Origin of the sequence: Paenibacillus sp. LBL (assembly GCF_029893715.1) — a bacterium.
In the GTDB taxonomy this organism is placed as follows: Bacteria; Bacillota; Bacilli; order Paenibacillales; family Paenibacillaceae; genus Paenibacillus_AQ; species Paenibacillus_AQ glucanolyticus.
Genome location: NZ_JARXYU010000004.1, coordinates 129,954 through 154,687 on the forward strand (window position 1 = coordinate 129,954; position 24,734 = coordinate 154,687).

Here is a 24,734-nt window from a genome sequence, read left to right on the forward strand (position 1 = left end):
GAATAAGATGCCGACACCTAGCATGGAGGATTATTTGGAGCGCATCTACAAGCTGATTGACGAAAAAGGATATGCGCGCGTTTCGGATATTGCCGAAGGCTTGGAGGTTCACCCCTCATCCGTCACGAAAATGATTCAAAAGCTGGACAAAGACGAATATTTGATTTATGAAAAATATCGTGGATTGGTGTTGACCAGCAAAGGCAAAAAAATGGGCAAGCGGCTCATGGAACGCCATCATTTGCTTGAGGAATTTCTTGAGATGATCGGTGTACAGGATGAAAATATTTATAAGGACGTTGAGGGAATCGAGCATCATTTGAGCTGGGATTCCATTATGAGAATTGAGACGCTTGTCGAGTATTTCAAGCGTGATGAGAATCGACTTCAGGATTTGCGTGACGTTCATAACGAATTAGTCAACGAATCGTAATGTGGCATCTGTCCGCTTGTGACAGATGCTTTTTTAAACTAAACTGTCATATTTCTAGTGTTTTATTAATAGGTTAGATTTACCTGCAAATTTCATATTTTCGGAGGAATAATAGAAATGAAGCTTCGTAGATGGTTGTTGGTGCTGATTATGCTGCTATTGTGTCTCCCGTCGGTGGTCCCAACTGCGCAAGCGAAGACAGCCGGTATCAGCATACAGTTGGACGGTGTTAACCTGAACAGTGACGTATCTCCTTACATATTGCCCAAGGTCTATGTGACGATGGTTCCAACACGTATTATCAGTGAGGGGCTTGGCGCATCGGTCGATTGGGATCAGAAATCGAAGACGGTAACGATCGGTAAGGACGGTTCCAATCTTCAATTGACTTCCGGCAAAAAAACAGCATTTGTGAACGGCTCATCCGTAGCCCTGGATGCATCGGTTGAGATTAAGAACGGTCGGGTTATGGTTCCGCTGCGGTTTATCAGTGAGAATCTTGGCCTGCAAGTAGAGTGGAATCAAACGGCACAGCGTATTTCGCTCTTCACAGGCATGGTAGTCGTTCCGCCGCCCGTATCCACGGGAGACGAGATCAGAGGGGCGTGGATCTCCACGGTGTTCAATCTCGATTGGCCAAAATCGAAAACCAGCGCCGAACAGCAAAAAGCATCCTATACCTCCTTACTGGACTCACTCCAGGAAGTTGGCATCAATACCGTGTACGTGCAGGTGCGTCCGGCTGGAGATGCCTTGTATCCTTCCTCCATGGTTCCCTGGTCCAAGGTGCTGACTGGCATTCAAGGGGCAGACCCGGGGTATGATCCGCTGGCATTCATGGTAGAAGAAACACATAAACGGAATATGGAGTTCCACGCTTGGTTCAATCCGTTCCGGGCCAACACCGATATCCTGACAGCAACACTCGATCCATCTCACGTGGCCTTAAGCCATCCGGACTGGATCGTGAACACCGGTAAGCAACTGTATATCAATCCAGGTATCCCGGATGCGCGTGAGCACATTATTGATACCATTATGGAAGTGGTGAACGGGTACGATATCGACGGCATTCATCTGGATGATTACTTCTATCCATCCAATACGGTATTTAACGATGATGCCGCGTATCGGCAGTACAATAATGGAGTTTACTCCAATCTCGGAGACTGGCGCCGCGGCAACATCAATGCATTTGTCCAGTCGCTTGGTGAGAGTATTCACCGTGCGAAGCCTAACGTTGAATACGGAATCAGCCCATTCGGTGTATGGCGCAACCAGTCAGTGGATAAAACCGGATCCGATACCAAAGCCGGTGTGACCGCTTATGACAGCATGTATGCCGACGTACGGGCGTGGATCCAGAACGGCTGGATCGATTATGTAGCTCCACAGATTTACTGGAGCATGAGTAATCCGGCTGTCGATTATGACAAGCTGGTTGACTGGTGGGTTGGCGAGGTTCGAGGAACGGACGTGGATCTCATTATCGGTCATGCACCCTACAAGCTTGGAACCAGTGAAATCGGTTGGCAAAGCGCATCGGAAATCATTAACCAATTGAAGTACAATCAGAATTATTCAGAGGTTACAGGCAGCATTTTCTTTAGAGCAGAAAATATTTTAAGCAATCCGTTAGGTCTTAAAGATCAATTGCAATCATATTATAGATAATCCAGCAAGTCCTATAGGTATGAAATTTCCCCCGTGCTCATACATAGTCATTAGACCATGTGAGGCGGGGGATTTTTGTATGCAAATCAATGCGGTTTTTGAAGGTGGGGGAGTCAAGGGCATCTCGCTTGCAGGGGCTGTCAAAGCAGCGGAGAATGCCGGGGTAGAGTTCAGCCGCGTTGCCGGAACATCTTCCGGATCAATCATTGCGTCCGTACTGGCAGCCGGTTACCGCGCGGATGAGATCAAGGATATTATCGAGGAAACGCCTTTTCATTCGTTTCTCCAGCGCGCCCCGATATTTAATACGAAGTTTATCGGTCCTGCCTTGCGGGTGTTGATTAAGAAGGGTCTGTATTCCGGAGAAGCCCTGGAGAACTGGATTCGAGACATTTTACTTGCGAAAGGGATCTTTACCTTCTCGGACATACCGGCAGGCAAGCTGTATATTGTAGCCTCTGACATAACAAACGGAAGGCTGCTGGTGCTTCCTGATGATCTTCGTCAATATGGAATTAACCCGCAAACGTTCCCTGTGGCCAAGGCTGTTCGTATGAGCTGCAGCATTCCTTATTTTTTTGATCCGGTCATTCTTCGCTTATTGGGCAGGGCTGCTAAGGGCAAATCCTTGGCAGATCAGTTTGTCTACATTGTGGATGGAGGGCTGCTTAGCAATTTCCCGTTGTGGCTCTTTGACCGTGATTCCAAAGGGGGGCCTAAGCCGCTGCCTGTGCTTGGTTTTCAAATGGTTGGAAAGAATAGCAACTTTCCTCATCTGATCGAGGGGCCCATCGGCATGCTGACTGCCATGTTTGAGACGATGCTGTCGGCCCACGATGAACGGTATATCGAGCAGAAAAATCGAAACCGAACGATCAAAATCCCGACGCTCGGCATCGGAACGACACATTTCAACCTGACGAAGGACGAGAGTGAGGATTTGTATAATTCCGGATTAACGGCAGGGACGATATTTTTCAGCCGCTGGAGCTCTGAACAATAAAAAAACCGTCCACCCGGCATTTCCATGCAGGGGGCGGTTTTTTATTGTTAATGATATTTAGGAACATCATCCGGCGGGTCTGATTTACCTTTTTGCCCATCGATGACCTGAAACGGGTACTGTTTGCGTTTAGCTGGACTGCTTTTTCGCACCGGAGCGTTCTTGGCTGCCATTTTTGCCGCTGTTCTCTTGGAAGGCTTCACCTTGGGACGCTTGCTTAAGCGGCGCGGCGGAAACTTGTAGAGCAAATACACAACGCCAACAATAATCAAGGGGATCAGAATACTCATTCTTGATCCAGGTTCTAACAGGAGTACCAGCAGCCCTACGGCGGCTAAGGTGCTAGCCGTCCAAAAAATGATCGCATGCCTTCTCATGGATTATCACCCTTTCGCGGGATCCAGCACACTTCCTGTCACAGATTGGTGAACGGTAACATTCTCGTATTGAGCATCTAACTCACGCATTCTGTTAAAGGATGCGATGGATACTTCAACCTGAGCATCATTAGGTTCCTTTGTAGTCAGAAGCTGCAGCCACAGACCGGGATATCCGAGGAAACGAAGCACCGGCGTATCACGCATGGCATTGGTGAGTTTCAGAAACTCAAAGGAAACGCCCAGCACCACCGGAAGAAGCGCGATTCGTTGAATGACCCTCTCTGTCATGGTATCCCATGGGACTACCGAGTAAACCACAACGCCGAGCACAATAGTCAGCATCATGAAACTGCTGCCGCAGCGATAATGCAGGCGCGTATATTTCTGAACGTTCTTCACCGTCAGTTCTTCACCTGCTTCGAATGCGCTTATGACTTTATGTTCAGCACCGTGGTACTGGAACAGTCTCTTAATGACAGGTGTTTGGGAGATCGCCCACAAATACACAAGGAGCAGTATTAATTTAATAACGCCTTCAATCAGGTTATGCACAATATAGTGATCAAATGTATCGCCAAAAAAGAAATCTTCTACAAAAACAGGTACGAGTGTAAACAACAGCTTACCGAATATAAAGGAAAGCACACTGACGGCGGCGACACCAATAATCATGCTTAAACTCCAGCCTGAGTCTTCCTTCTCTTTCTGTTTCTCGCGTTCTTCCGGCTCCAGCGTATCGTCTGCGTAAGCATCAGCCGAATAATTCAGATGTTTGGAACCTTTGATTGTTGAATCTATGAGACTGACGATGCCGCGAAGAAGCGGAATCTTCCGCAGCTTACGAACCCATGCCTTGTCTTCGCGAGGCACCTCTAGAAACTTGATTTCGTTATTTTTTCGCCGCACGGCTGTCACATTGACATGCTTGCCGCCGAACATAACGCCTTCGATTACAGCTTGGCCTCCATAGCTGATCGGGGTTGACTTATCGGACAACCAGTTCACCCTCCCTGACATGTTTTTCGTTCTATGAACTATTGTATCGAATTTTGAAAGTAATTTCTAGTTGGATTAGCCGCAAGGGAAGAGGTGCATACTACTTTGAAAGAAGAACTGAGGCAATGAAGTGTTTCCATAACATAGAGAGGAGAATCGATAGATGCATGAACATCAATTTCGGCAGCAGAATCAGGTAACGAGTCCATTCTTGTTTGCCTTGGAGCTGGGCTATTATGCTGGACTGATCTGGGGGGCTGTACTCTGGTTGTTTTACTGGCTGAGTTTTACGAAGGTGCTGCCTGGATTTTTGTTGGAGCCATTCTTCAAACATGAATTTCTCAAGAGCACAGCGGGTCAAATCGCCGGGTGGCTATCCTTCATCGCCTTTTCCGTCATTGCTTCGCTTATCTATGTGCTCTTGCTAAGGAAACTCAAGGGTCCATGGCCCGGGATTGCTTATGGAATTTTATGGTGGGCTGTGTTGTTTATTGCCCTCAACCCGTGGCTCCGACTGACGGACCCGGTCAAGAAGCTGCCGTGGGATACAAACATCTCCGAAGTTTGTATTTTTATATTGTGGGGACTATTTATCGGCTATACGGCAGCGCAGGAATTCACCGATGAGAAACTGCGTGAACCGAAGAAGGTGACAGGCTAGACAAGAAAAACTTCTCAATCTCATGCTGCCTATGGTAAAATAGCTTTTGGTTATTTGACGAAAAAGGTGGGAAACCCTATGAAATCCATATGGGTGATAAACGGACCGAACTTAAACCTGCTCGGCTTCCGGGAACCGGGGATTTATGGTTCACTCAGCCTGCAGGCGATCGAAGATAATTTGCGCAAACAGGCGGATCTCGCCGGTATCGGTATTACCTTCTTTCAGTCCAATCATGAGGGTGCAATTATTGACCGGATCCATGAAGCTATTGGGCTCGCGGACGGCATACTCCTTAACCCAGGCGCACTGACTCATTACAGCTACGCTGTACGTGATGCCATCAGTTCCGCCCGTATTCCGACAGTGGAAGTTCATCTATCGAACATTCATGCCAGGGAGGAATTTCGTCATACTTCCGTCATAGCACCTGTTGCTGTCGGGCAAATCGCGGGTTTTGGCGCAGCCAGTTACACACTGGGCTTGTCAGCCCTTTTACAAGTTCTGGATGACCAAGAAGGATAGTTTGCTCTTGGGAAATGGGTGAGAGGAGAGGGTAACGAATGAGTAACAAACGAGTTGTTGAGCTGCGTGAGAAACTTCAAGGCAAAGGCTTGTCGGCTATGCTGGTTGCAAGTCCGGTCAACCGCAGATACTTGACGGGATTCACCGGATCTGCCGGTTATGTGCTGATCACGCTGAATGAATCTTATCTATTGACGGATTTCCGTTACATGACACAGGCTCCGCAGCAAGCGGTTGGGTTTACAGTGGTCGAGCATGGACCGAAGGTCATGGATACGGTTAAAGATCTGCTTGCTGCAGAAGGAATCACCTCGCTTGGTTTTGAACAGGATCATGTTACATACGGTGTGTTTTCCACATATTCCGAACAGCTTGCACCAATCAGCTTGGCGCCGGTTACAGGCCTTGTGGAGGAACTGCGTATATTTAAGGATGCTGAAGAGCTGAGTATCATGCAGCGAGCGGCAGATTTGGCGGATCAAACGTTCAGTCATGTGCTGACCATTCTGTCGAGCGGTAAAACGGAACGGGAGATCGATCTGGAAATGGAAATGTTCATGCGCAAGCATGGTGCGACCTCCTCTTCCTTCGACACCATCGTTGCCTCCGGCGAACGATCCGCCCTTCCGCACGGTGTTGCCAGTCAGCGCGTCATTCAGGGGAATGAATTCGTTACATTTGATTTCGGTGCGCTGCTTGACGGATACTGCTCCGATTTGACAAGAACTGTTGCACTCGGCAATCCTGACCCTAAACTGAAGGAAATCTATGATATTGTGCTTGAAGCGCAGCTTCACGCACTGGATCATATTAAACCAGGCATGACGGGACGCGAGGCAGATGCCTTAACACGTGATATCATTTCACGTTATGGATATGGCGAATATTTTGGCCACAGCACGGGACATGGTTTGGGTATGGAGGTTCATGAATCTCCGCGCCTCTCCAAGATGAGTGATGATGTGCTGCAGCCGGGCATGGTGGTCACGGTCGAGCCGGGCATCTACCTGCCTGGGCTTGGCGGCGTGCGTATCGAAGATGATATCGTAATCACGGAAACGGGTATTCATATACTGACTAGCTCGTCCAAAGATTACACTGTACTATAAAGAGGCAGCTCCAGGAGTCTCTTATGACCAAGAATGTTCGATCAGGAATGAAATGCAATTCATTAGACCGTATCCTTAGGAGGGAATCTTAGTGATTTCAGTTAACGATTTTAAAACAGGTTTGACCGTAGAAGTGGATGGCGATATTTTTAGCGTTTTGGATTTTCAACATGTGAAGCCGGGTAAAGGCGCAGCTTTCGTGCGCTCCAAGTTGAAAAACCTTCGTAACGGCAACACCGTTGAGAAGACATTCCGTGCGGGGGAAACCATCGGTCGTGCCATCATCGACAACCGCGGAGTGCAATACCTGTACGCAAGCGGACAAGAGCATGTGTTTATGGACAACGAAACTTATGATCAGTTCAGCTTGACCAGCGAGCAGCTGGAGTGGGAGCTAAACTTCCTGAGAGAGAACATGAACGTTAACATCATCAGCTACCAAGGTGAGATCCTTGGTATCAACCTGCCAAACAGCGTTGAGCTGAAGGTTGTTGAGACCGAGCCTGGAATCAAAGGCAACACGGCTACGGGTGCTACGAAGAGTGCGAAAGTGGAAACCGGCCTCAATGTGCAGGTTCCGCTGTTCATTAACGAAGACGATGTGCTTCTGATTGATACGCGCGAAGGTAAATATATCTCCCGTGCTTAGTATGGCTTAAACGGGACCCTTCGAAGACTCGCAGGGTGCCAATATGTTCTAAATCAAGGACTCCTGTACGCATGTACGGGAGTTTTTTGCGATGAGCCGGGCCTGGATCCATGCGCTGTGCACGTTTTGCTTTTGAAAAGCCTTGACGGGATGACTCACTTTCGTATTATACTGTTTTAAAGTGAGAAACCACCTGAATGCTGTTACATACTGATTAGCGGGGAGTGAAAGAAGCATTGTCACTGTACGTCATGAAATTCGGAGGCAGCTCTGTTGGGGATACAGAACGCATGAAGCGTGTTGCCAGAAGAATTGTAGAGAAACAAGATGAAGGTCATCAATGTGTAGTTGTAGTGTCTGCTATGGGGGATACAACAGACGATTTGATCGATCAGGCGAAACTGTTGAATGAGAACCCGCCGGCGCGGGAAATGGATATGCTGATGACCACAGGGGAACAGATATCGATTTCACTGCTGTCCATGGCTATTCACGGCCTGGGGCGCAAGGCGATGTCCTTTACTGGCTGGCAGGCAGGCTTCCGTACGGAAGCGGTCCATGGCAAAGCTCGTATAACCGACATTATGCCTGAGCGCGTGCATAAGGCGCTTGACGATGGTCACATCGTCATTGTCGCGGGATTCCAGGGAATGTCCGAAGAAGGAGAAATTACGACGCTTGGTCGCGGAGGATCAGACACCACCGCGGTTGCTCTTGCAGCAGCCATTCAAGCGGATGTATGTGAAATATATACGGATGTGGACGGAATCTACTCTACAGATCCGCGGGTAGTCCAATGCGCGCGGAAGCTGAAGGAGATTTCCTATGACGAGATGCTGGAGCTTGCCAATCTTGGTGCAGCGGTCCTTCACCCGCGTGCGGTTGAATATGCGAAGCATAATCAAGTCAAGCTAGTCGTCAGATCCAGTTTTAATCATAACGAGGGTACGGTTGTTAAGGAGGAAACAAGCATGGAGCAAGGTGTGGTTGTCAGCGGAATTGCATTTGACAAGAATGTGGCCAGAATCAGTATCCTGGGTGTTGCCGATACGCCGGGTGTCTTGGCTCAAGTGTTCGGAGAGCTGGCGAAGGAAGCGATTGACGTCGATATTATCGTGCAGAGTGGTGTGCAGAATGGCGAAGCGGACTTTTCCTTTACCGTTTCCCTGAGCGATCGCGAACGCGCACTGTCCGTAATTGAGCAGATTCGTGGTAAACTTCCGTACCGTGATGTGACATCGGAAGACCATCTTGTGAAAGTGTCGATTGTCGGAGCGGGAATGGTCAGCCATCCTGGCGTGGCAGCTCAGATGTTCGATGTGATTTCACAGCAAGGCGTCAGCATCAAGATGGTTAGCACTTCCGAGATTAAAGTGTCCTGCGTAATTGAGGGCAGCAATCTCGAAGGTGTTGTACAGGCGCTGCATACTGCGTACGGGCTGGATACAGACCAGCAGGCTTCCGTTGGCGGACCGCAGGTTCGACGATAACATTTTCAGCTATTATACCTGTTTTAATAGAGTAATCCCGGTCGATATCGATCGGGATTTTTTGCGTTGTTCATTCGCTTCAGATATCGGTTCTATGAAATTGAAAAAAATAGAGATAAAACGAGAGTCACTCGCATATTTTTAAACATCACTGACGTGAAGAAGGAAGAAGGAGGATAAACAGCATGCTGGACAAGTTTGTCGCTAGTATGGCTACATTGCGAATTTTCTCCGGCAGTCTCGAGATTGTGGCGGCCATCATCATGCATCGTCTGAATCAAGTTGATAAAGCGCTGGCTGTTAATTCAGCACTGGCTTTCACGGGTCCGCTGGTGTTGATTATTACGACAACGATCGGTCTTGTAGGAATGGCAGATAAATTGTCTTGGGGGAAGATTGGCTGGATTTTGTGCGGCGTCTCCTGTCTCTTATACGGAGTTTTAAAAAAATGATAGATTCGCTGCATAATTTCTCGGTACAAGCATACACATGGGATAAGAAGTTCTATTTATTTAAATGACGTTCTGTAAAGCGCCATATTTCAAAAAAGGACAACTTGGGGGAAATTGAGATGACACTGAGCTGGCTGGAACTGTTTCCCGAAACCGTAAAACGAATGCTGCTGGGCTTATCGAACGAGCTTCTCCATCATGTGGAGGAGGTGCGTATCCGGGAGGAGCGTCCGCTCGAAATCAATTCGGCGGGTAAGCATCACTTTCTGGACCTGCGAGGCGGACTCACTCTGCGGCCAGAAGAAGCGTATAAACCGACACGCGAAGACACCCACAGGCTGCTGGATCTCATCAGTAATCATTCCCTCTACACCATGGAAGAGGAGCTGCGCAAAGGGTTCATCACGATACCCGGCGGTCATCGGGTTGGACTCACAGGCCGGACCGTGCTTAGCGGAGGTAGAGTTGAACACATTCGGGACATCAGCGGATTCAATGTACGGATTGCCAAGGAAGTACAGGGAGCAGCAAACGATATCATCCCGCATTTACTGGACCGCAAGCGGAAGAGGGTTCTGCACACGCTGATTCTATCCCCGCCTCAGCAAGGCAAGACCACGCTGCTCAGGGACTTGGCGAGGCAAATCAGCCATGGCAAATGGGGGAACTCGGCCGTGCATTGGCCGGGAATGAAAGTTGGCATCGTTGACGAACGTTCTGAAATTGCAGGTTGTTTGCGGGGAGTGCCGGGATTTGACGTGGGTCCCCGTACGGATGTGCTGGATGGATGTCCGAAAGCGGAAGGGATGATGATGATGATAAGGTCCATGTCGCCGGATGTGCTGATTGTGGACGAGATCGGCCGCCCGGAAGACGCCGAAGCTGTCATTGAAGCCTTGCATGCAGGCATAAGCGTGATTGCAACGGCGCATGGCTCATCCGTCCAGGATATGCGGGGCCGACCAGCACTCTCCGGATTACTGGAGAACCGGATGTTTGAGATGTATGCCGTTCTTAACAGAACGGGTGACCAAAGATCATACAAGCTGTATGACGGAGGTCAGCGCACACTTCAGCCGGCTGCGAGCGGCCCGCCTGGCGGTGATGCCTATGCTTAAACTGGTGGGCGCGGTGCTCGTGCTGGGAGCAGGTACTTTGGCCGGATTTTTTCAAGCCCAGCAGTTTGCGACAAGACCCAGGCAGCTAAGAGAACTCATTCTGGCGTTTCAACGGCTAGAGACGGAAATCAGCTACGGTTTTACACCGCTTCCCGATGCATTGGAGCGAATTGGCACTTCCCTTCGAGAGCCGCTCAGATCCTTGTTTGCCTCAGCTGCACTTTACATGAGACCCGACTACGGGTTATCCGCACAGGACAGCATCCGGAAGGCACTCGGCGAATATTGGAAGCGAACATCGATGAAAAGTGCCGAGCGAGAGGTGTTGGAGCAGCTTAGCGGCGTACTTGGCACCAGTGACAGGCAGGACCAGATCAAACATATAGCTCTGGCCGTCGGTCAGCTGAAGCATGAAGAAGCAGCGGCTAGGGACGACCAGGTCAAATATGAAAAGATGAGCAAGAGTCTGGGGCTGCTAATTGGAGCATTGATCGTCATTTTGATCTTTTAGCGAGGTGCCAAGGAAATGAACATTGAAGTGAATGCCATCTTCCAGATCGCGGGTATCGGCATTATTATCGCCATGATTCATACCGTTCTGAAACAAATGGGCAAGGAAGACATGGCGCATTGGGTGACTCTTATCGGGTTTGTGGTGGTGCTGTTTATGGTCATAAGACTGCTCGACGATTTGCTTAAGGAAATCAAAAGTATTTTTCTATTCCAGTAGGTGGACCTTTATGGAAATTATCCAGGTGGTAGGGCTGGGTCTCATCGCAACCGTGCTGATATTGGTGGTCAAGGAACAGAAGCCTCTCTTTGCCTTTCTTCTCGCCGTGGCGACCTCAGTGCTGATCTTTCTCTTCCTCATCGGGAAGATCGGAAATGTCATATCCATGCTGGAGGATTTGGCGGAGAACTCCGGAGTCCAGATCATATATCTAAAGACGGTCCTGAAGATTATCGGCATTGCCTATATTGCGGAGATGGGAGCCCAGATCGTACGAGATGCCGGACAGGAATCAATCGCATCCAAAATAGAACTGGCGGGAAAAGTGCTCATATTGGTGCTCGCTGTACCGATTATCGGGATCATTATCGAGACGGTCCTGAAGCTCCTCCCGGCTTGATAAAGGTGGGGGGACATGGGAAGAGGAGCGACCATTCAAAAAGGCTTAGCCGTGTTTCGTTTACTAACCTTGATGTTGTTTCTCTCCGGCTTGTTGTGCGGCACGGTATCCGCGGCTGAGGCATCAAATCCGGCAGGAGATTGGGTGGAGCAGCAGACGGAGCAGCTGCCGACGGACCAGGTTGAGAAATACTGGGACCGGTTGATGAAGGATTACGGCGGATTCTTCCCGGACGGCAAGACGCCGTCTCTGATGGATATGCTGCTGCCGGGCGGCGACGGGTTAAGTTTCAAAGGGGTTATGTCCGGTATTGGGAAATATTTATGGCATGAGGTGCTCTATAACGGCAAACTGCTGGCTACCATCGTCATGCTGAGCATCATGAGTCTCATCCTGGAGAACCTGCAGACGGCTTTTGAAAAAAGCACGGTGAGCCGCGTAGCCTATACGATCTGTTATATGGTCGTGCTGGTCATTGCTGTTAACAGCTTCAGCATCGCGATTGGATATGCGCGGGATGCGATCACGCAGATGATTGACTTCATGATGGCGATGCTTCCCCTGCTCTTTGCGCTCATGGCGTCAATGGGGAATGTTGTAACGGTATCGGTTGCTCATCCCCTGGTCATATTCATGGTACATACGGTAGGCACCTTGATAAGCACGATTGTTTTCCCGCTGCTGTTCTTCTCGGCACTGCTGCATCTTGTGAGTTCGCTGTCTGAAAAGTACAAGCTGACCCAGCTTGCCGATCTGCTTAGAGGAATCTCCATGGGGGTTCTGGGCGTGCTGCTTACCGTGTTCCTCGGCGTCATTTCCGTTCAAGGGTTAACCAGCTCGGTTACGGACGGCGTGACGATCCGGGCAGCCAAATATGTAACAGGCAATTTCGTTCCGGTAGTCGGCAAGATGTTTGCAGACGCGACGGATACCGTGATTTCGGCCTCATTGCTCGTTAAGAATTCCATCGGTCTGGCAGGGGTCACAATCATCTTGTTTCTGTGTGCATTTCCTGCAATCAAAATCTTGACGCTTGCCTTGATATATAATCTGGCAGCTGCGGTGATGCAGCCGCTTGGGGACACGCCGATCGGGACCTGCTTGCAAACGATCGGAAAGACGATGCTGTATGTGTTTGCAGCCTTGGCCGCCGTGAGCATGATGTTCTTCCTGGCGATAACGATATTGCTCACCGCAGGCAACATCACCGTCATGATGAGGTGAAAAGGTAAATGCAACAGTCGCAGTTTAGGAGGGTTGACGAATGGACTGGCTTGGAGCTTGGCTGAAAAGCGTCATTATGGTGGTCCTCTTTGCGGCCTTCGTTGATCTGATACTGCCTGGCAAGGCGATGGAACGTTATGCCCGGTTAGTTCTAAGCCTCCTCATTCTGCTCACACTGCTAAGTCCGATTATCTCGCTGATTACGGACCCGCCCGAGAACCAATTGGCGATGGAGCTGGAGCGTCAGGAGAAGGGGCTGCCGGAAGAGGTTCAACTGGAACAGATTATGGCACAGGCTGAGAAGCTGAAGGATATGCAGCAGAGTCAAAGCCTTCAGTGGGCAGGCAATGAACTGGCACGGGTGATGAAGGAAGAAATTTCCGCAGAAACAGGGGAAGCGGTACAAGAGGTTAAGGTGGTACTGGCTGCGGTTGCCGGACAGGACAAGGGATATTCCGGCGCGGCAATACGTTCTGTCGATGTCAGACTGACCGGGATGGAACAAGCGGATGCTGCAGTAGAGGAAGAAAATCAGCACCCTATCGGCATCCCCCCGGTGGATTCTGTTCGAGTCAACGTTGAGCCTTCATCAACGGAAAGAGATGGGAAGGCAAACGCTAAGGATAACGCAGAGGCCGTAAGCATAGCCGACGAGGCAAGGGCGGAGCCCGTACGGGATTACATCAGCCGTCGCTGGGATTTGGAGCCGGATCTGATCACGATATATATGCCAGGCCAGGAGCAGGATAAAAAGCTGTAGCGGAGGTGAGGATGATGGGGAATTGGTTGAAGCGATTGGAACAGTGGCTTGGCGGAGGAGCTGGCGGAGCAAGAAAAATACAAACCTTCCGCTGGTTGATCATTCTGGGTCTTATCGGTGTGGCAATCATGCTGTTCAATTCTTTCGTGAATGTAAAGAAGCTTGATCACGAGAATATCGGCCGTGAGCCACCGCCCGAATCGGCCTCAGTATCTACAACGCAAGGGGGGACTTCAAGCAGCGGCGGCGCGGATTTTGAATCGATAGAGCAGGATTTCGAGATGCGTACCAAGACCATGTTGGAACAGATTGTAGGCGTAGGATCCGTCGATGTGATGGTAACCGTGGATTCTACGGAAGAACTGGTGGTTCAGCGCAACATGAAGGATACACAAGAGCTGACGGAGGAAACCGATGCAAACGGGGGGAAACGTCATGTTACAAGCTATCAGCGCGACGGGCAGATCGTCACTTACGATTCAGCCGGTGATCAAACGCCCATTATTACCAAGAAGATCAAGCCGCAGGTCCGGGGTGTGCTTGTCGTAGCCAAGGGCGCGGAGAATGAAATTGTCAAAAGCTTGATCGTGGATGCGATCCAGCGCGGCCTCAATGTCCCATCCTATCGAATATCCGTTGTCCCACGCAAGCAGTAGTAAGCAAGGAGTCTCGCGAATGAGCCGATCGTTCATTCCAAGGTTTTTCAATTAAAGGAGGAAAAGTTCAAATGAATAACAAAAGACAAACCATCTGGTTGGTTTCCATGCTGAGTTTAATGGTCATTCTGTCAGCCTACTACTTATTTACGGATGATTCCGGAACCAAAGCGCCGCCTGTTGCCGAGAGCACGCAGGTTGACGGACAGAAGCCAGGTGCTGGACAAGAAGCAAACGGAACTACAGGCACTGGTGACGAACTGGTTGTGAACGAAGTTCTCGAAGAAGGCACGGACGGCGATTCCGGTGCTAATGAGCAAGGGGCTGGAACAACCGACACAGGTGCCACAGGTGCCCAAGACCCTGCGGAAGCGACACAGGGAGAGCAAGGGGATGAAGGAAAAGAGAATGGGGCAGCAGAAAAACCGGCAGAGCCTGAGGTGAAGGAATCCAAGGATGGAGCTGAGAATTCCAAAGATACCAGCAGCACGAATACCGGAGAGGGATCAGAGAAAGAAATATTAGAGCAAGTGGCTGCCAACGCAACTTCCGCTGAAGCTCAATTGGAGTCCTATAAATTAGAGCGGGCACAAAAAAATATGAAATTATACGATGATTTGATGACAAAGATCGACAATCACGAAGATAAGCCGGAGCAAACGGCACAAGCAACCCAACAGCTGAAAGCGGCTGAAGAGAAAGAGGAAGTGATTCTCAGCATCGAGGAGTCGCTGCAGCAGCAATTTGGCAACGCTGTTGTAAAAGAAGAAAGCGAGAAGTACAATGTTGTTGTTCTGAGCGACAAACTTGATGCCAAAGGCGCAGCCGGCATTGTCGATCTTGTGATGAAGGAACTGAAGGTTTCACCGGATAAAGTAACTGTCCGATATGTTACGCCGTAAGCCCGTCTGCAGGATTCAACATAAAGCATCTTTATACGATACTCTTGAAAGAGTCTAAGGATTGCCTTGGGCTCTTTCTATTTCGCCTGATTGTGATATAATACTCTAAGCTATTGACTGACTGTCCTAAGCAAGGGCTTCCAAGAAAGTGAAGGAGTGAACGTCGATAATGTTTAAATTAAACGAGATCAAAGAACTTATTAAGCTGGTGGATCAAACTTCCGTACATGAACTGGAGATTGAGAGCGAAGGTACACGCTTGTCCATTAAGAAACCCAATGCAGCTGAGGTTGTAAACAACTATCAAGCTGCGCCGCAAGCGTACATACCAGCACAGCAAGTGATGGCACCACAGATCGTACAGCCGAATACGGGGAATCAGGCGCCTGCAGCCGCACCGGGGCAGGATACAGTGGAGGATAGCAGCAGCTCATTACATAAAATCGTTTCACCGATGGTAGGAACCTTTTATCGTTCCCCTTCTCCAGAAGCTGGGCCGTTTGTTAGTCCCGGGGACAAGGTGACTGATAAATCGACGGTCTGCATCATTGAGGCCATGAAGCTGATGAACGAACTGGAAGCAGAGATCAAAGGCGAAATCGTAGAGGTTCTCGCTCAGAACGGACAACTTGTAGAATTCGGGCAGCCTCTGTTTCTGGTGAAGCCGGAGTAATATGGAGGGACTCGCCAAGAACGAGAGTCGTAAGAGTCCGAAGGAGGTTACTGCATGACATTTCAAAAAGTGCTTATTGCGAACAGGGGAGAGATTGCCGTTCGTATCATCCGGGCATGCCGGGAACTCGGCATCGCAACCGTTGCTGTATACTCGGAGCCGGATCGTGAGTCGCTGCATGTTCGCTTAGCGGATGAGGCTTATTGCATCGGCCCTACACTATCCAAAGACAGTTATCTGAATTTCACCAATATTATGAGTGTTGCCACACTGACCGAGTGTGATGCCATTCACCCGGGTTATGGCTTCCTGGCCGAGAACGCGGACTTTGCTGAGATCTGTGAATCCTGCAATATTACCTTTATCGGTCCTTCGGCTGACGCAATCAACCGTATGGGGGATAAGGCCGTTGCAAAACAAACGATGAAGGATGCCGGTGTACCGGTTATTCCGGGCTCGGACGGTTTGGTAGAGGATCTGAACGAGGCGGTTATGCTTGCCCGGGATATCGGCTATCCGGTCATTATCAAAGCCACTGCAGGTGGCGGGGGTAAGGGAATTCGGATCGCAGAGGACGAAGAGTCGCTCGTTAAGCAGATTACAAACGCACAGCAGGAAGCTCAGAAAGCATTCGGCAATGCGGGAGTTTATCTTGAGAAATATTTAACCGGCATGAAGCATGTCGAAATTCAAATTATGGCTGACAAACACGGCAACGCCGTGCATCTCGGAGAGCGTGACTGTTCCGTGCAGCGCCGGAGACAGAAGCTGGTTGAAGAAGCTCCTTGTCCGGTGCTAAGTGAAGAGGTACGCAGCCGGATGGGAGAAGCGGCGGTGCGCGCGGCGAAAGCTGTTGATTACTCTGGTGCCGGAACGCTTGAATTTTTATTGTCGCCAGACGGTCAGTTCTACTTCATGGAAATGAATACGCGGATTCAGGTAGAGCATCCGGTGACCGAAATGGTAACCGGGGTGGATCTGATCCAGGAAATGATCTCTGTCGCTGAAGGCAACACACTTTCCTTCAGTCAAGAGGATGTTGTCATTAACGGCTGGTCCATCGAATGCCGCATCAATGCCGAGAATCCGGACAAAGGCTTCATGCCTGCACCGGGAACGATTCAGTTCTATCTACCTCCAGGTGGTCCTGGCGTGCGGGTGGACAGCGCGGCATATCCCGGCTATACCATTTCGCCCTATTATGATTCCATGATTGCCAAGTTGATTGTATGGGCGCCGACGCGTGAAGAAGCGATTGCGAAGATGAAGCGCGCCTTGGCGGAATTCGAGATTGAGGGAATCTATTCTACAATCCCGTTCCATCAAAAACTGATGAATCATCCCACCTTCCTGAAGGGTGACTTTGATATTAAATTTTTGGAAGAAAATGAGATTTGAATACTTTGGCCAAGTTTGTCATAAACTTGGCCAAATGGTATAGTATGAGTAATAAGAGCGCATGCCTTATGCAGTTCGGGTGCATCCGCTTACTTATTCTGAAAGGTGTGTTGAGACAATGGCGGAAACTTTGCCTACAGAATTCGAACGTACAGATATCGGTGAGATTCAGATTGCGCCGGAAGTTATTGAAGTCATCGCTGGACTTGCCACGGTTGAAGTGCGTGGAGTTGCAGGAATGAGCGGAGGCTTCGCAGGCGGTATTGCTGAACTGCTCGGACGCAAAAACTTATCCAAGGGTGTTAAAGTGGAAGTGGGACAACGCGAAGCTGCTGTTGATGTATCCGTTATTGTGGAATACGGGTATCGTCTTCCGGAAGTAGCTGGAGAAATCCAACGCAACGTGAAACGTTCAATAGAGAATATGACAGGGCTTACGGTTATTGAAGTCAATGTACATATTCATGATGTCCATTTCATGAAATCCGTAGAGAAGACGGAAGAGTTGGATCTGGCTCAACGCGTGAAATAGAATAGTTTCAGGCTAGCCCTGGGCAGCGATGTCGAGGGTTTACTCTAATTTATAAGGGAGGCTGTGCTGAATCGTGGCCAAAATAATGGACAGACTTCTGCTGTTTATCTACAGCTTAAGCATCGGTGTTATATCCGTAGTTGCCATCCTCCTGTTGAGCGGCGCTGTTCCGTATACGTTAACGAGTGTGCAGGAACAACGTCTTTTCTGGGCTGGAATTATCGTAGCTGCGGTGTTGTTTTTGCTGAGCATTCGTTTCTTCTACATCTCAGTAAGACGTGATCGCTCGAACCTGAATTCCATTGATCAGCGTACAGAATTTGGCGATATCCAAATCTCTGTGGAGACGATCGAGAATCTGTGTCTCAAGGCTGCTTCACGCGTCCGAGGCGTAAAGGATTTGAAGTCCCGAATCAAAGTATCCCAGTCAGGTCTGGATATCGCGATTCGCGCCGTGGTTGATGGAGAGGAATCCATTCCAACGCTGACAACCGAAGTACAGAAGCAGGTGCACGACTTTGTTGAGGATACAACTGGAATACCTGTGTCATCCGTATCCGTGTATATTGCTAACGTGGTTCAGGCACCAAGCTTCAAGAGCCGCGTGGAATAGAGGTGAGCTTCCCAAATGCCCTGGAAAGAAATATGGGAGAGTCACAGAGGAAGAATTGCCGGCGTGACCGGCGGGCTTGTGTGCGGACTGATTTATTTATTATCCGGTTTTTGGGATATGTTGTTCTTTGCATTAGTGGTATTTATCGGCTATATATTTGGCAAACGTAAGGATTTGAAGCAAGGCTCCATGTTCCACTTTCAGGAATGGGGGCGCTGGCTTTCTGAGCGTTGGCGGCCGTTTAAATGAACCCTGTGATATGCTTTCTCCGGAAAAAATGCTGAGGACAGGTTTAGTGCGCCTTTTTTGCGGAGAGAGATATTCACAGGTTTTTTTTTGGAGTTTTATTGTTGTCAAGTCTTGATGATAAATGGATCATACTAATTAGAAAAAATGGATTCAGGCAGGGTCCACAGGAGGAACGAAATGAAAAGACGTGTAGCTAGAGAGATTGTCGTTCAGAGCCTTTACCAAATGGAGATGAACGAAGTCGACAGCATGGAAGCCGTGTCGATGCTGCTCTCGGAAGCGGCCGAAGAGAATGAGACCGAGCGGGTAATCGGTGACGAAGTCCAAATGAAGGAGTATGTACTGCAGCTCGTTAATGGAACTTGGGAATCCAAGGAATCCATTGATGAACTGCTCGCTCATTATTTGAAAGGCTGGCAGGTGAGTCGTCTTTCCCGTGTGGATCGTCAAATTCTGCGTTTGGCAGTATATGAACTGAGCAGTCGTGAAGATGTGCCTGGGAAGGTTGCCGTAAACGAGGCAATTGAGTTGTCCAAGCATTTTGGAACCGATGAGTCCGGTAAATTCGTGAACGGCGTACTGGGCCGGATGATTCAAGAACTGGACCAAGTCAAATTGAAGCTGCGTCAGTCTTGAACTGTGCGCACTTAACGTAAAGGCCGCATCATTCCATCATAGTGGAGGAGAGATAAGGATGACAGCAGCAACGATTATTAGCGGTAAACAGATTTCCGAGGAAATTCGCAAGGGGATTGCGTTAGAAGTAGAACAATTGTCCAAGCAGAATGTACGTCCTGGTTTGGCTGTTGTACTTGTAGGTGATGATCCGGCTTCGCATGTTTACGTTCGTAACAAGGAAAAGGCATGTCAGGATCTGGGTTATTATTCGGAGGTGCATCGGCTATCCGCGGATTCCAGCCAAGAAGAAGTGCTGGCGCTGGTGGACAAGCTTAATGCCCAGGATTCCATTCACGGGATTCTGGTTCAGCTGCCTCTGCCCAAACTCATCCATGAGAAAGCTGTCATCGATGCAATCTCGGTGGAGAAGGACGTGGATGGTTTCCATCCGGTTAATGTGGGTAACCTCGTAATAGGCGATGACAGCTTGCTTCCATGTACTCCAGCAGGTGTGATTGAAATGATTAAACGAACCGGCATAGAGATTGCGGGCAAGCATGCCGTTGTAATCGGCAGATCCAATATTGTGGGCAAGCCGGTGTCCCTCCTGCTTCAGCGGGAGAATGCCACGGTTACGATGTGTCATTCCAGAACCGCCAACATGGCCGAAATTGCTCGTCAAGCGGATATTCTGGTCGTCGCGATCGGCAGAGCCAATATGATCGATGCCAGCTATGTGAAACCTGGAGCCGTTGTCATCGATGTCGGGATGAATCGCCTGGAGAACGGAAAGCTTGCCGGGGATGTTGATTTCGAGAGCGTGAAGCAAGTGTCCGGCCCTATTACCCCGGTTCCTGGAGGCGTAGGCCCCATGACCATCACGATGCTGATGCAGAATACCTTGTTAGCCGCCAAAAGGCTGAATGGGTTGGCCTGATATGAAATCGGCAGATCCAGGACGCGTTTTATCCGTAAAGGATTTAAACCGTTATATCCGTATGAAAATGGAAGGCGACTCCCGGCTCTCAGATGTTTGGATCCGAGGTGAAATTTCGAATTTCACCCATCATTCCAGCGGTCACATGTACTTCACCCTCAAGGATGAAGGAAGCCGGATTCGTGCGATTATGTTTGCGACCCACAATCAGAGGCTCCCCTTTATTCCGAAGGAAGGCTCGCGGGTCATAGCTCGTGGAAACGTGTCGGTTTACGAACGGGATGGGCAGTACCAGTTCTATGCTGTTCAAATGCAGCCGGATGGTATCGGCAGTTTGTATTTGGCATATGAACAGTTGAAAGCCAAGCTGGAGGAGGAAGGTTTGTTTGCGGCTGATCGCAAGCGCCCCCTGCCGCTTTATCCCAAGACGATTGGCGTCATTACCTCGCCGACGGGAGCCGCTGTTCGGGATATTATGATTACCATTAGAAGGCGGTACCCTCAAGCGAGAACCATATTGTATCCCGTTCTGGTCCAAGGAAAAGGAGCAGCTCCTTCGATTGTTAAAGCGATTCGGACAATGAATGACATGGCTGAGGCAGACGTACTCATTGTAGGACGCGGCGGTGGATCGCTTGAAGAATTGTGGGCATTTAACGAGGAGATCGTAGCAAGAGCCATTTATCAATCGGACATTCCTGTCATATCGGCCGTTGGTCATGAGACGGATTTTACGATCGCCGATTTTGTTGCCGATCTTCGGGCAGCTACGCCAACTGCTGCAGCGGAGCTTGCGGTACCAAGCAGCGCAGAATTGAAGGGGCAGCTTGTTCAGAGACAGTGGCAGCTGAATCAGGGGCTTCAGCAGCGCCTGAAGCGGAGCCGTGAGCGTTTAGCTTCACTTCAGCGCTCTCCCGTCCTTGTTCACCCTCGCCGATACATGCTGCAGCATGCTGAGCGGTTGGACATGCTGTCACAGCGGCTGCACGGGAATTTGAAATCGCAGCTATCCCTGAGCCGTCAGCGGCAAAAATCACTGCATCAGGGGTTGATTCGGTACAATCCGCGCACGCAAGCGGAGTTTGCGGCGCGAAGGAAAGATCAGGCTAACCGCCAGTTAATGAATGCGATGCAGTCCATCATGAAATCCAGGCTGTCACAGCTTCAAACCGAAATGCGGCATCTCGATGCACTCAGTCCGCTTAAGATTATGTCCAGAGGGTATAGTCTGGTGTATGACGAGAAAGAGCAGAGACTCGTGAAGTCTTTAGAGGATGTGCAGTTGGGCGATTTGGTTAATGTGAGGGTCAGTGATGGACAGCTGCAGTGTCAAGTATGGGGAATGAAGGAGGATGAAGGGCATGGCGAATGAAACCGTGGAGATCAGTTTTGAAGAGGCAATGGCTCAGCTTGAGACCATTGTAGAGCAATTGGAAGATGGAGACGTACCTCTGGAGAAGGCCATCGATTTATTTCAACAGGGCATGAAGCTGTCGCAGATGTGCAGCCAAAAGCTGGAGCAGGTTGAGCAGAAGATCGAAATGATTGTTGAAGAAGGCGGGGAACTTAAGCGCAAGCCCTTTGGCGGGACGCTGGAGGAGACAGGTGAACTGGGTGAATAATAGACAACCGATCAATCAATATATGAATGAAATTTGTGACAGGCTTGATAGTGAGCTTACGAATCTTTTTCCCCCAAGTTGGAAAGTTCCTGAAACCCTTCACAAGTCCATGTCGTATTCTTTAATGGCAGGCGGAAAGCGTATGCGTCCGCTGCTTGTGATTGCTGCCTGCGAAGCGGGGGGCGGATCACGCGATGCCGCAATTCCGGTGGCATGTGCTGTTGAGATGGTCCATACATATTCGCTCGTACACGATGATCTGCCAGCGATGGATGATGACGATTACCGCCGAGGCAAACCGACAAATCACAAGGTATTTGGTGAGGCCAGTGCTATTTTGGCTGGTGACGCCTTGCTGACCCACGCTTTCTATAGCATAATTCAGGCTTCCAGACAGTTTGGCGTTCCGGCAGAACGCGTGCTGTCGATTGTGGAGGATCTTGCTGAGTATGCAGGGCCTCGGGGAATGGTAGGAGGCCAGGTTGCCGACATGGAGGGTGAACAAGGGTTGACGACGCTGGAGCAGCTGGAGTATATCCATCTGCACAAGACCAGTGATTTGATCATGTTCTCACTCATGGCAGGCGGGCATATCGCCGGATGCACGGAAGCCCAGATTGAGTCGCTTCGGACTTTTGGACACCACATCGGGCTTGCTTTTCAGATTCAGGATGATATTCTGGATCTGGTCGGGGATGAGTCCAAGCTTGGGAAGCCGGTACAGAGCGATGTGAAGCAGGAAAAAGTAACTTATCCGTACTTCATCGGTTTGGACCCATCAAGGCGAGAGGTTGAACGCCTGACAGCAGAAGCCAAGAGGGTTATCACCGAGGGGAATTTCAACGATCCATCCAGACTGCTCGAGATTGCAGATTTCTTGATGGCTCGGGACCACTAAGCGTGCATTACATGCATAAGGTTTTTTTGTGATATAATGTCTATTAATGGCTGATTCACAAGTCAGCCTCAGAAACGTAAACTTAATCAAGGAAAGCGGGGAGATTCTTCGTGCTTCTTCCAAATATCAAACATCCCAAACAACTAATGAACTTATCGGTGAACGAACTCGAGGATTTAGCTGTACAAATCCGTAATTTTCTAATTGAAAAACTGTCCGTTACCGGTGGCCATCTTGCACCGAACCTGGGAGTGGTTGAACTCACGCTGGCCTTGCACTATTGCTTTGACAGCCCTCGTGACAAGATGATTTTTGACGTGGGTCATCAAGCCTATGTACACAAAATCCTGACGGGTCGGATGGATCAGTTCGACACGCTCCGCAAATACAAGGGTTTGTGCGGCTTCGTTAAGCGTTCTGAAAGCGAGCATGATGTCTGGGAAGCCGGGCACAGCAGCACTTCGCTATCAGCTGCAATGGGAATGGCTATGGCACGCGATCTGAAGGGTGAGAACAATCGGGTTATCGCCATGATCGGGGATGGCGCCCTTACCGGCGGCATGGCGTTTGAGGCTCTCAATCATATTGGCCATGAGCAGAAAAAGCTGATAGTCATTTTAAATGATAATGAAATGTCGATTGCACCCAATGTGGGTGCCATGCATAACTATTTAAGCAAAATTCGTTCAGACCGCTTTTATCTTCGCGCTAAAGACGAAGTGGAGATGGTGCTGAAGAAGATTCCTGCTATCGGCGGGAAATTGGCAAAGACTGCGGAGAAGATGAAGGACAGCCTCAAATACATGATGGTTCCCGGCGTTCTGTTCGAGGAGCTTGGCTTTACGTATTTGGGACCTGTGGACGGACACGATCTGAACAAGCTGATCGATACGTTAAATCAGGCTGACAACGTAGATGGACCTGTTCTGGTTCATGCGGTAACCACCAAAGGCAAGGGTTACCGTCCTGCAGAATCAGATTCTCATAAATGGCACGGAATTACGCCTTATAAGATTGAATCCGGCCAAGTTCTTAAAGCCGTAGGAAATCCGATGTACACGGAAGTGTTCGGGCAGACTTTGGTTGAGCTGGGTGAGCAGGACAAACGCATCGTGGCCGTTACGCCAGCGATGCCGGGCGGGTCCGGCTTAATCCCGTTCAGCAAGAAATTCCCTGACCGGATGATTGACGTGGGCATCGCCGAACAGCATGCAGCAACACTGTGCGCAGCAATGGCAATGGAAGGCATGAAGCCTGTATTTGCCGTGTATTCGACGTTTATGCAGCGCGCTTATGACCAGATCGTGCACGATATTTGCCGTCATAATGCCAACGTTATGTTTGCGATTGATCGCGCCGGCTTTGTTGGCGCTGATGGAGAAACACACCAAGGGGTATACGATGTGGCCTTTATGCGTCACATCCCGAATATCGTCATTATGATGCCGAAAGATGAGAATGAGCTTCGTCATATGATGAAAACAGCTCTCGACTATAATGAGGGTCCGATTGCATATCGTTACCCTCGGAACAACGTTCGTGGTGTCCCGATGGATACCGAACTGGTACCCATTCCTATTGGAACTTGGGAAATCGTTCGTCCGGGTGAAGGGTATGCCATATTGGCTTCGGGCCCGATGGTACAATTAGCCGAGGAAGCGGCCGAGCAGCTTAAGCGGGAAGGCATTTCGGTAGAAGTCGTTAATGCCCGGTTCCTTAAACCGCTCGACGGAGAGATGCTCAAGAATTTGGCAGAGACCGGTACGTCCATGCTGGTTCTAGAGGAGGTTTCCCAAGCGGGCAGTATGGGCAGTGCGGTTCTGGAGTATTTTGCAGAACAGGGAATACATGATGCAATCGTATCCTTAATGGGCATTGAGGATCGGTTTATCGAGCATGGAAGCATTCCGCAGCAGCGTGAAGAAGTAGGGCTGACCTTGGAATCGGTGTGTCAGGAAATCCGGAATTTGAAGACCGCTCGGACCGCTGAGCTTGGCAAGAGAAGTTTTATGTCTTAGTAACGATCGGGAGT

At 49.6% G+C, this 24,734-nt stretch carries 30 protein-coding genes; 28 read left to right on the forward strand and 2 right to left on the reverse strand.

Annotated features, from left to right (window positions below):
- The first annotated feature begins 7 nt into the window (after positions 1-7).
- The 3 genes from mntR to M2277_RS11710 all read left to right on the forward strand — a co-directional run bounded on the left by mntR (position 8) and on the right by M2277_RS11710 (position 3,110).
- Positions 8-433, forward strand: coding sequence for a transcriptional regulator MntR (gene mntR / locus M2277_RS11700; protein WP_006209350.1), 426 nt, complete (start codon positions 8-10; stop codon positions 431-433).
- Between the two features lie 117 nt (positions 434-550).
- Positions 551-2,107, forward strand: coding sequence for a family 10 glycosylhydrolase (locus M2277_RS11705; protein WP_006209351.1), 1,557 nt, complete (start codon positions 551-553; stop codon positions 2,105-2,107).
- Positions 2,108-2,186: 79 nt separating this feature from the next.
- Positions 2,187-3,110, forward strand: coding sequence for a patatin-like phospholipase family protein (locus tag M2277_RS11710; protein ID WP_006209352.1), 924 nt, complete (start codon positions 2,187-2,189; stop codon positions 3,108-3,110).
- A 47-nt stretch (positions 3,111-3,157) separates the two neighbouring features.
- On the opposite strand, the gene M2277_RS11715 is transcribed toward M2277_RS11710, so the two are convergent.
- Together M2277_RS11715 and M2277_RS11720 are read right to left on the reverse strand one after the other, a co-directional pair.
- A complete protein-coding gene (locus tag M2277_RS11715; protein WP_036636750.1) occupies positions 3,158-3,487 on the reverse strand; it encodes a hypothetical protein in 330 nt (109 codons plus the stop codon).
- A gap of 6 nt (positions 3,488-3,493) precedes the next feature.
- Complete coding sequence (locus M2277_RS11720) at positions 3,494-4,486, reverse strand: DUF1385 domain-containing protein (protein ID WP_063479092.1); 993 nt, start codon at positions 4,484-4,486, stop codon at positions 3,494-3,496.
- A gap of 163 nt (positions 4,487-4,649) precedes the next feature.
- Between M2277_RS11720 and M2277_RS11725 the strand changes: the two genes are divergently transcribed.
- From M2277_RS11725 to dxs, 25 genes are all read left to right on the forward strand, one after another.
- Complete coding sequence (locus tag M2277_RS11725; RefSeq protein ID WP_006209355.1) at positions 4,650-5,147, forward strand: YqhR family membrane protein; 498 nt, start codon at positions 4,650-4,652, stop codon at positions 5,145-5,147.
- Between the two features lie 78 nt (positions 5,148-5,225).
- The gene (gene aroQ, locus M2277_RS11730) at positions 5,226-5,672 is read left to right on the forward strand and encodes a type II 3-dehydroquinate dehydratase (RefSeq protein WP_036636754.1); all 447 of its coding nucleotides are present in this window, start codon (positions 5,226-5,228) and stop codon (positions 5,670-5,672) included.
- A 38-nt stretch (positions 5,673-5,710) separates the two neighbouring features.
- Positions 5,711-6,781: a M24 family metallopeptidase gene (locus M2277_RS11735; RefSeq protein ID WP_006209357.1), complete on the forward strand. Its 1,071-nt coding sequence runs from the start codon at positions 5,711-5,713 to the stop codon at positions 6,779-6,781.
- A gap of 91 nt (positions 6,782-6,872) precedes the next feature.
- Complete coding sequence (gene efp / locus M2277_RS11740; protein WP_006209358.1) at positions 6,873-7,430, forward strand: elongation factor P; 558 nt, start codon at positions 6,873-6,875, stop codon at positions 7,428-7,430.
- A 236-nt stretch (positions 7,431-7,666) separates the two neighbouring features.
- Positions 7,667-8,920, forward strand: a complete 1,254-nt coding sequence (locus M2277_RS11745; protein WP_076152712.1) for an aspartate kinase — start codon at positions 7,667-7,669, stop codon at positions 8,918-8,920.
- A gap of 185 nt (positions 8,921-9,105) precedes the next feature.
- Complete coding sequence (locus M2277_RS11750) at positions 9,106-9,372, forward strand: YqhV family protein (RefSeq protein WP_280754812.1); 267 nt, start codon at positions 9,106-9,108, stop codon at positions 9,370-9,372.
- Between the two features lie 119 nt (positions 9,373-9,491).
- Positions 9,492-10,490, forward strand: a complete 999-nt coding sequence (spoIIIAA, locus tag M2277_RS11755; RefSeq protein ID WP_280754813.1) for a stage III sporulation protein AA — start codon at positions 9,492-9,494, stop codon at positions 10,488-10,490.
- On the forward strand, positions 10,483-11,001 hold the full coding sequence (spoIIIAB, locus tag M2277_RS11760; protein WP_006209362.1) for a stage III sporulation protein SpoIIIAB: 519 nt from the start codon (positions 10,483-10,485) through the stop codon (positions 10,999-11,001). The genes spoIIIAA and spoIIIAB overlap by 8 nt, the downstream gene beginning before the upstream one ends.
- Before the next feature lie 15 nt (positions 11,002-11,016).
- The gene (spoIIIAC, locus tag M2277_RS11765) at positions 11,017-11,220 is read left to right on the forward strand and encodes a stage III sporulation protein AC (RefSeq protein WP_006209363.1); all 204 of its coding nucleotides are present in this window, start codon (positions 11,017-11,019) and stop codon (positions 11,218-11,220) included.
- 10 nt (positions 11,221-11,230) lie between these two features.
- Positions 11,231-11,620, forward strand: coding sequence for a stage III sporulation protein AD (gene spoIIIAD / locus M2277_RS11770; protein ID WP_006209364.1), 390 nt, complete (start codon positions 11,231-11,233; stop codon positions 11,618-11,620).
- A 15-nt stretch (positions 11,621-11,635) separates the two neighbouring features.
- Positions 11,636-12,844, forward strand: a complete 1,209-nt coding sequence (gene spoIIIAE / locus M2277_RS11775) for a stage III sporulation protein AE (RefSeq protein ID WP_280754814.1) — start codon at positions 11,636-11,638, stop codon at positions 12,842-12,844.
- 40 nt (positions 12,845-12,884) lie between these two features.
- Positions 12,885-13,604: a stage III sporulation protein AF gene (gene spoIIIAF, locus M2277_RS11780; RefSeq protein WP_280754815.1), complete on the forward strand. Its 720-nt coding sequence runs from the start codon at positions 12,885-12,887 to the stop codon at positions 13,602-13,604.
- A 14-nt stretch (positions 13,605-13,618) separates the two neighbouring features.
- A complete protein-coding gene (spoIIIAG, locus tag M2277_RS11785; RefSeq protein WP_006209367.1) occupies positions 13,619-14,260 on the forward strand; it encodes a stage III sporulation protein AG in 642 nt (213 codons plus the stop codon).
- Positions 14,261-14,331: 71 nt separating this feature from the next.
- The gene (locus M2277_RS11790) at positions 14,332-15,162 is read left to right on the forward strand and encodes a SpoIIIAH-like family protein (RefSeq protein WP_006209368.1); all 831 of its coding nucleotides are present in this window, start codon (positions 14,332-14,334) and stop codon (positions 15,160-15,162) included.
- Positions 15,163-15,331: 169 nt separating this feature from the next.
- Positions 15,332-15,835, forward strand: a complete 504-nt coding sequence (gene accB, locus M2277_RS11795; RefSeq protein WP_006209369.1) for an acetyl-CoA carboxylase biotin carboxyl carrier protein — start codon at positions 15,332-15,334, stop codon at positions 15,833-15,835.
- A gap of 54 nt (positions 15,836-15,889) precedes the next feature.
- A complete protein-coding gene (gene accC, locus M2277_RS11800) occupies positions 15,890-17,233 on the forward strand; it encodes an acetyl-CoA carboxylase biotin carboxylase subunit (RefSeq protein WP_036636762.1) in 1,344 nt (447 codons plus the stop codon).
- A gap of 118 nt (positions 17,234-17,351) precedes the next feature.
- Entirely contained in the window at positions 17,352-17,765 is a 414-nt protein-coding gene (locus tag M2277_RS11805) for an Asp23/Gls24 family envelope stress response protein (RefSeq protein WP_006209370.1), read from the forward strand.
- A 73-nt stretch (positions 17,766-17,838) separates the two neighbouring features.
- A complete protein-coding gene (gene amaP, locus M2277_RS11810; protein WP_006209371.1) occupies positions 17,839-18,378 on the forward strand; it encodes an alkaline shock response membrane anchor protein AmaP in 540 nt (179 codons plus the stop codon).
- A 15-nt stretch (positions 18,379-18,393) separates the two neighbouring features.
- Positions 18,394-18,627 carry a DUF2273 domain-containing protein gene (locus M2277_RS11815; protein ID WP_006209372.1) on the forward strand — a complete coding sequence of 78 codons (234 nt, stop codon included), beginning with the start codon at positions 18,394-18,396 and terminating at the stop codon, positions 18,625-18,627.
- Between the two features lie 177 nt (positions 18,628-18,804).
- The gene (gene nusB, locus M2277_RS11820; protein ID WP_006209373.1) at positions 18,805-19,263 is read left to right on the forward strand and encodes a transcription antitermination factor NusB; all 459 of its coding nucleotides are present in this window, start codon (positions 18,805-18,807) and stop codon (positions 19,261-19,263) included.
- A gap of 58 nt (positions 19,264-19,321) precedes the next feature.
- A complete protein-coding gene (gene folD / locus M2277_RS11825; RefSeq protein WP_280754816.1) occupies positions 19,322-20,182 on the forward strand; it encodes a bifunctional methylenetetrahydrofolate dehydrogenase/methenyltetrahydrofolate cyclohydrolase FolD in 861 nt (286 codons plus the stop codon).
- A 1-nt stretch (position 20,183) separates the two neighbouring features.
- On the forward strand, positions 20,184-21,554 hold the full coding sequence (xseA, locus tag M2277_RS11830) for an exodeoxyribonuclease VII large subunit (RefSeq protein WP_280754817.1): 1,371 nt from the start codon (positions 20,184-20,186) through the stop codon (positions 21,552-21,554).
- Complete coding sequence (gene xseB / locus M2277_RS11835) at positions 21,544-21,804, forward strand: exodeoxyribonuclease VII small subunit (RefSeq protein WP_063479098.1); 261 nt, start codon at positions 21,544-21,546, stop codon at positions 21,802-21,804. Before xseA ends, xseB begins: the two co-directional genes overlap by 11 nt.
- Positions 21,805-21,826: 22 nt before the next feature.
- A complete protein-coding gene (locus M2277_RS11840) occupies positions 21,827-22,702 on the forward strand; it encodes a polyprenyl synthetase family protein (RefSeq protein WP_152825305.1) in 876 nt (291 codons plus the stop codon).
- Positions 22,703-22,812: 110 nt separating this feature from the next.
- The gene (gene dxs, locus M2277_RS11845) at positions 22,813-24,720 is read left to right on the forward strand and encodes a 1-deoxy-D-xylulose-5-phosphate synthase (RefSeq protein WP_280754818.1); all 1,908 of its coding nucleotides are present in this window, start codon (positions 22,813-22,815) and stop codon (positions 24,718-24,720) included.
- Positions 24,721-24,734 lie beyond the last annotated feature (14 nt).

What these genes read in the sequence shown, in the direction of transcription:
- M2277_RS11705 (WP_006209351.1), top strand. Translation starts at nt 551, where the DNA reads ATGAAGCTTCGTAGATGGTTGTTGGTGCTGATTATGCTGCTATTGTGT.
- spoIIIAB (WP_006209362.1), top strand. Translation starts at nt 10,483, where the DNA reads ATGCTTAAACTGGTGGGCGCGGTGCTCGTGCTGGGAGCAGGTACTTTG.
- M2277_RS11840 (WP_152825305.1), top strand. Translation starts at nt 21,827, where the DNA reads ATGAATGAAATTTGTGACAGGCTTGATAGTGAGCTTACGAATCTTTTT.
- spoIIIAA (WP_280754813.1), top strand. Translation starts at nt 9,492, where the DNA reads ATGACACTGAGCTGGCTGGAACTGTTTCCCGAAACCGTAAAACGAATG.
- nusB (WP_006209373.1), top strand. Translation starts at nt 18,805, where the DNA reads ATGAAAAGACGTGTAGCTAGAGAGATTGTCGTTCAGAGCCTTTACCAA.
- accC (WP_036636762.1), top strand. Translation starts at nt 15,890, where the DNA reads ATGACATTTCAAAAAGTGCTTATTGCGAACAGGGGAGAGATTGCCGTT.
- M2277_RS11815 (WP_006209372.1), top strand. Translation starts at nt 18,394, where the DNA reads ATGCCCTGGAAAGAAATATGGGAGAGTCACAGAGGAAGAATTGCCGGC.
- M2277_RS11805 (WP_006209370.1), top strand. Translation starts at nt 17,352, where the DNA reads ATGGCGGAAACTTTGCCTACAGAATTCGAACGTACAGATATCGGTGAG.
- spoIIIAE (WP_280754814.1), top strand. Translation starts at nt 11,636, where the DNA reads ATGGGAAGAGGAGCGACCATTCAAAAAGGCTTAGCCGTGTTTCGTTTA.
- accB (WP_006209369.1), top strand. Translation starts at nt 15,332, where the DNA reads ATGTTTAAATTAAACGAGATCAAAGAACTTATTAAGCTGGTGGATCAA.
- spoIIIAC (WP_006209363.1), top strand. Translation starts at nt 11,017, where the DNA reads ATGAACATTGAAGTGAATGCCATCTTCCAGATCGCGGGTATCGGCATT.
- M2277_RS11790 (WP_006209368.1), top strand. Translation starts at nt 14,332, where the DNA reads ATGAATAACAAAAGACAAACCATCTGGTTGGTTTCCATGCTGAGTTTA.
- aroQ (WP_036636754.1), top strand. Translation starts at nt 5,226, where the DNA reads ATGAAATCCATATGGGTGATAAACGGACCGAACTTAAACCTGCTCGGC.
- spoIIIAG (WP_006209367.1), top strand. Translation starts at nt 13,619, where the DNA reads ATGGGGAATTGGTTGAAGCGATTGGAACAGTGGCTTGGCGGAGGAGCT.
- M2277_RS11710 (WP_006209352.1), top strand. Translation starts at nt 2,187, where the DNA reads ATGCAAATCAATGCGGTTTTTGAAGGTGGGGGAGTCAAGGGCATCTCG.
- M2277_RS11715 (WP_036636750.1), bottom strand. Translation starts at nt 3,487, where the DNA reads ATGAGAAGGCATGCGATCATTTTTTGGACGGCTAGCACCTTAGCCGCC.
- spoIIIAF (WP_280754815.1), top strand. Translation starts at nt 12,885, where the DNA reads ATGGACTGGCTTGGAGCTTGGCTGAAAAGCGTCATTATGGTGGTCCTC.
- folD (WP_280754816.1), top strand. Translation starts at nt 19,322, where the DNA reads ATGACAGCAGCAACGATTATTAGCGGTAAACAGATTTCCGAGGAAATT.
- M2277_RS11725 (WP_006209355.1), top strand. Translation starts at nt 4,650, where the DNA reads ATGCATGAACATCAATTTCGGCAGCAGAATCAGGTAACGAGTCCATTC.
- mntR (WP_006209350.1), top strand. Translation starts at nt 8, where the DNA reads ATGCCGACACCTAGCATGGAGGATTATTTGGAGCGCATCTACAAGCTG.
- M2277_RS11735 (WP_006209357.1), top strand. Translation starts at nt 5,711, where the DNA reads ATGAGTAACAAACGAGTTGTTGAGCTGCGTGAGAAACTTCAAGGCAAA.
- spoIIIAD (WP_006209364.1), top strand. Translation starts at nt 11,231, where the DNA reads ATGGAAATTATCCAGGTGGTAGGGCTGGGTCTCATCGCAACCGTGCTG.
- xseA (WP_280754817.1), top strand. Translation starts at nt 20,184, where the DNA reads ATGAAATCGGCAGATCCAGGACGCGTTTTATCCGTAAAGGATTTAAAC.
- M2277_RS11750 (WP_280754812.1), top strand. Translation starts at nt 9,106, where the DNA reads ATGCTGGACAAGTTTGTCGCTAGTATGGCTACATTGCGAATTTTCTCC.
- xseB (WP_063479098.1), top strand. Translation starts at nt 21,544, where the DNA reads ATGGCGAATGAAACCGTGGAGATCAGTTTTGAAGAGGCAATGGCTCAG.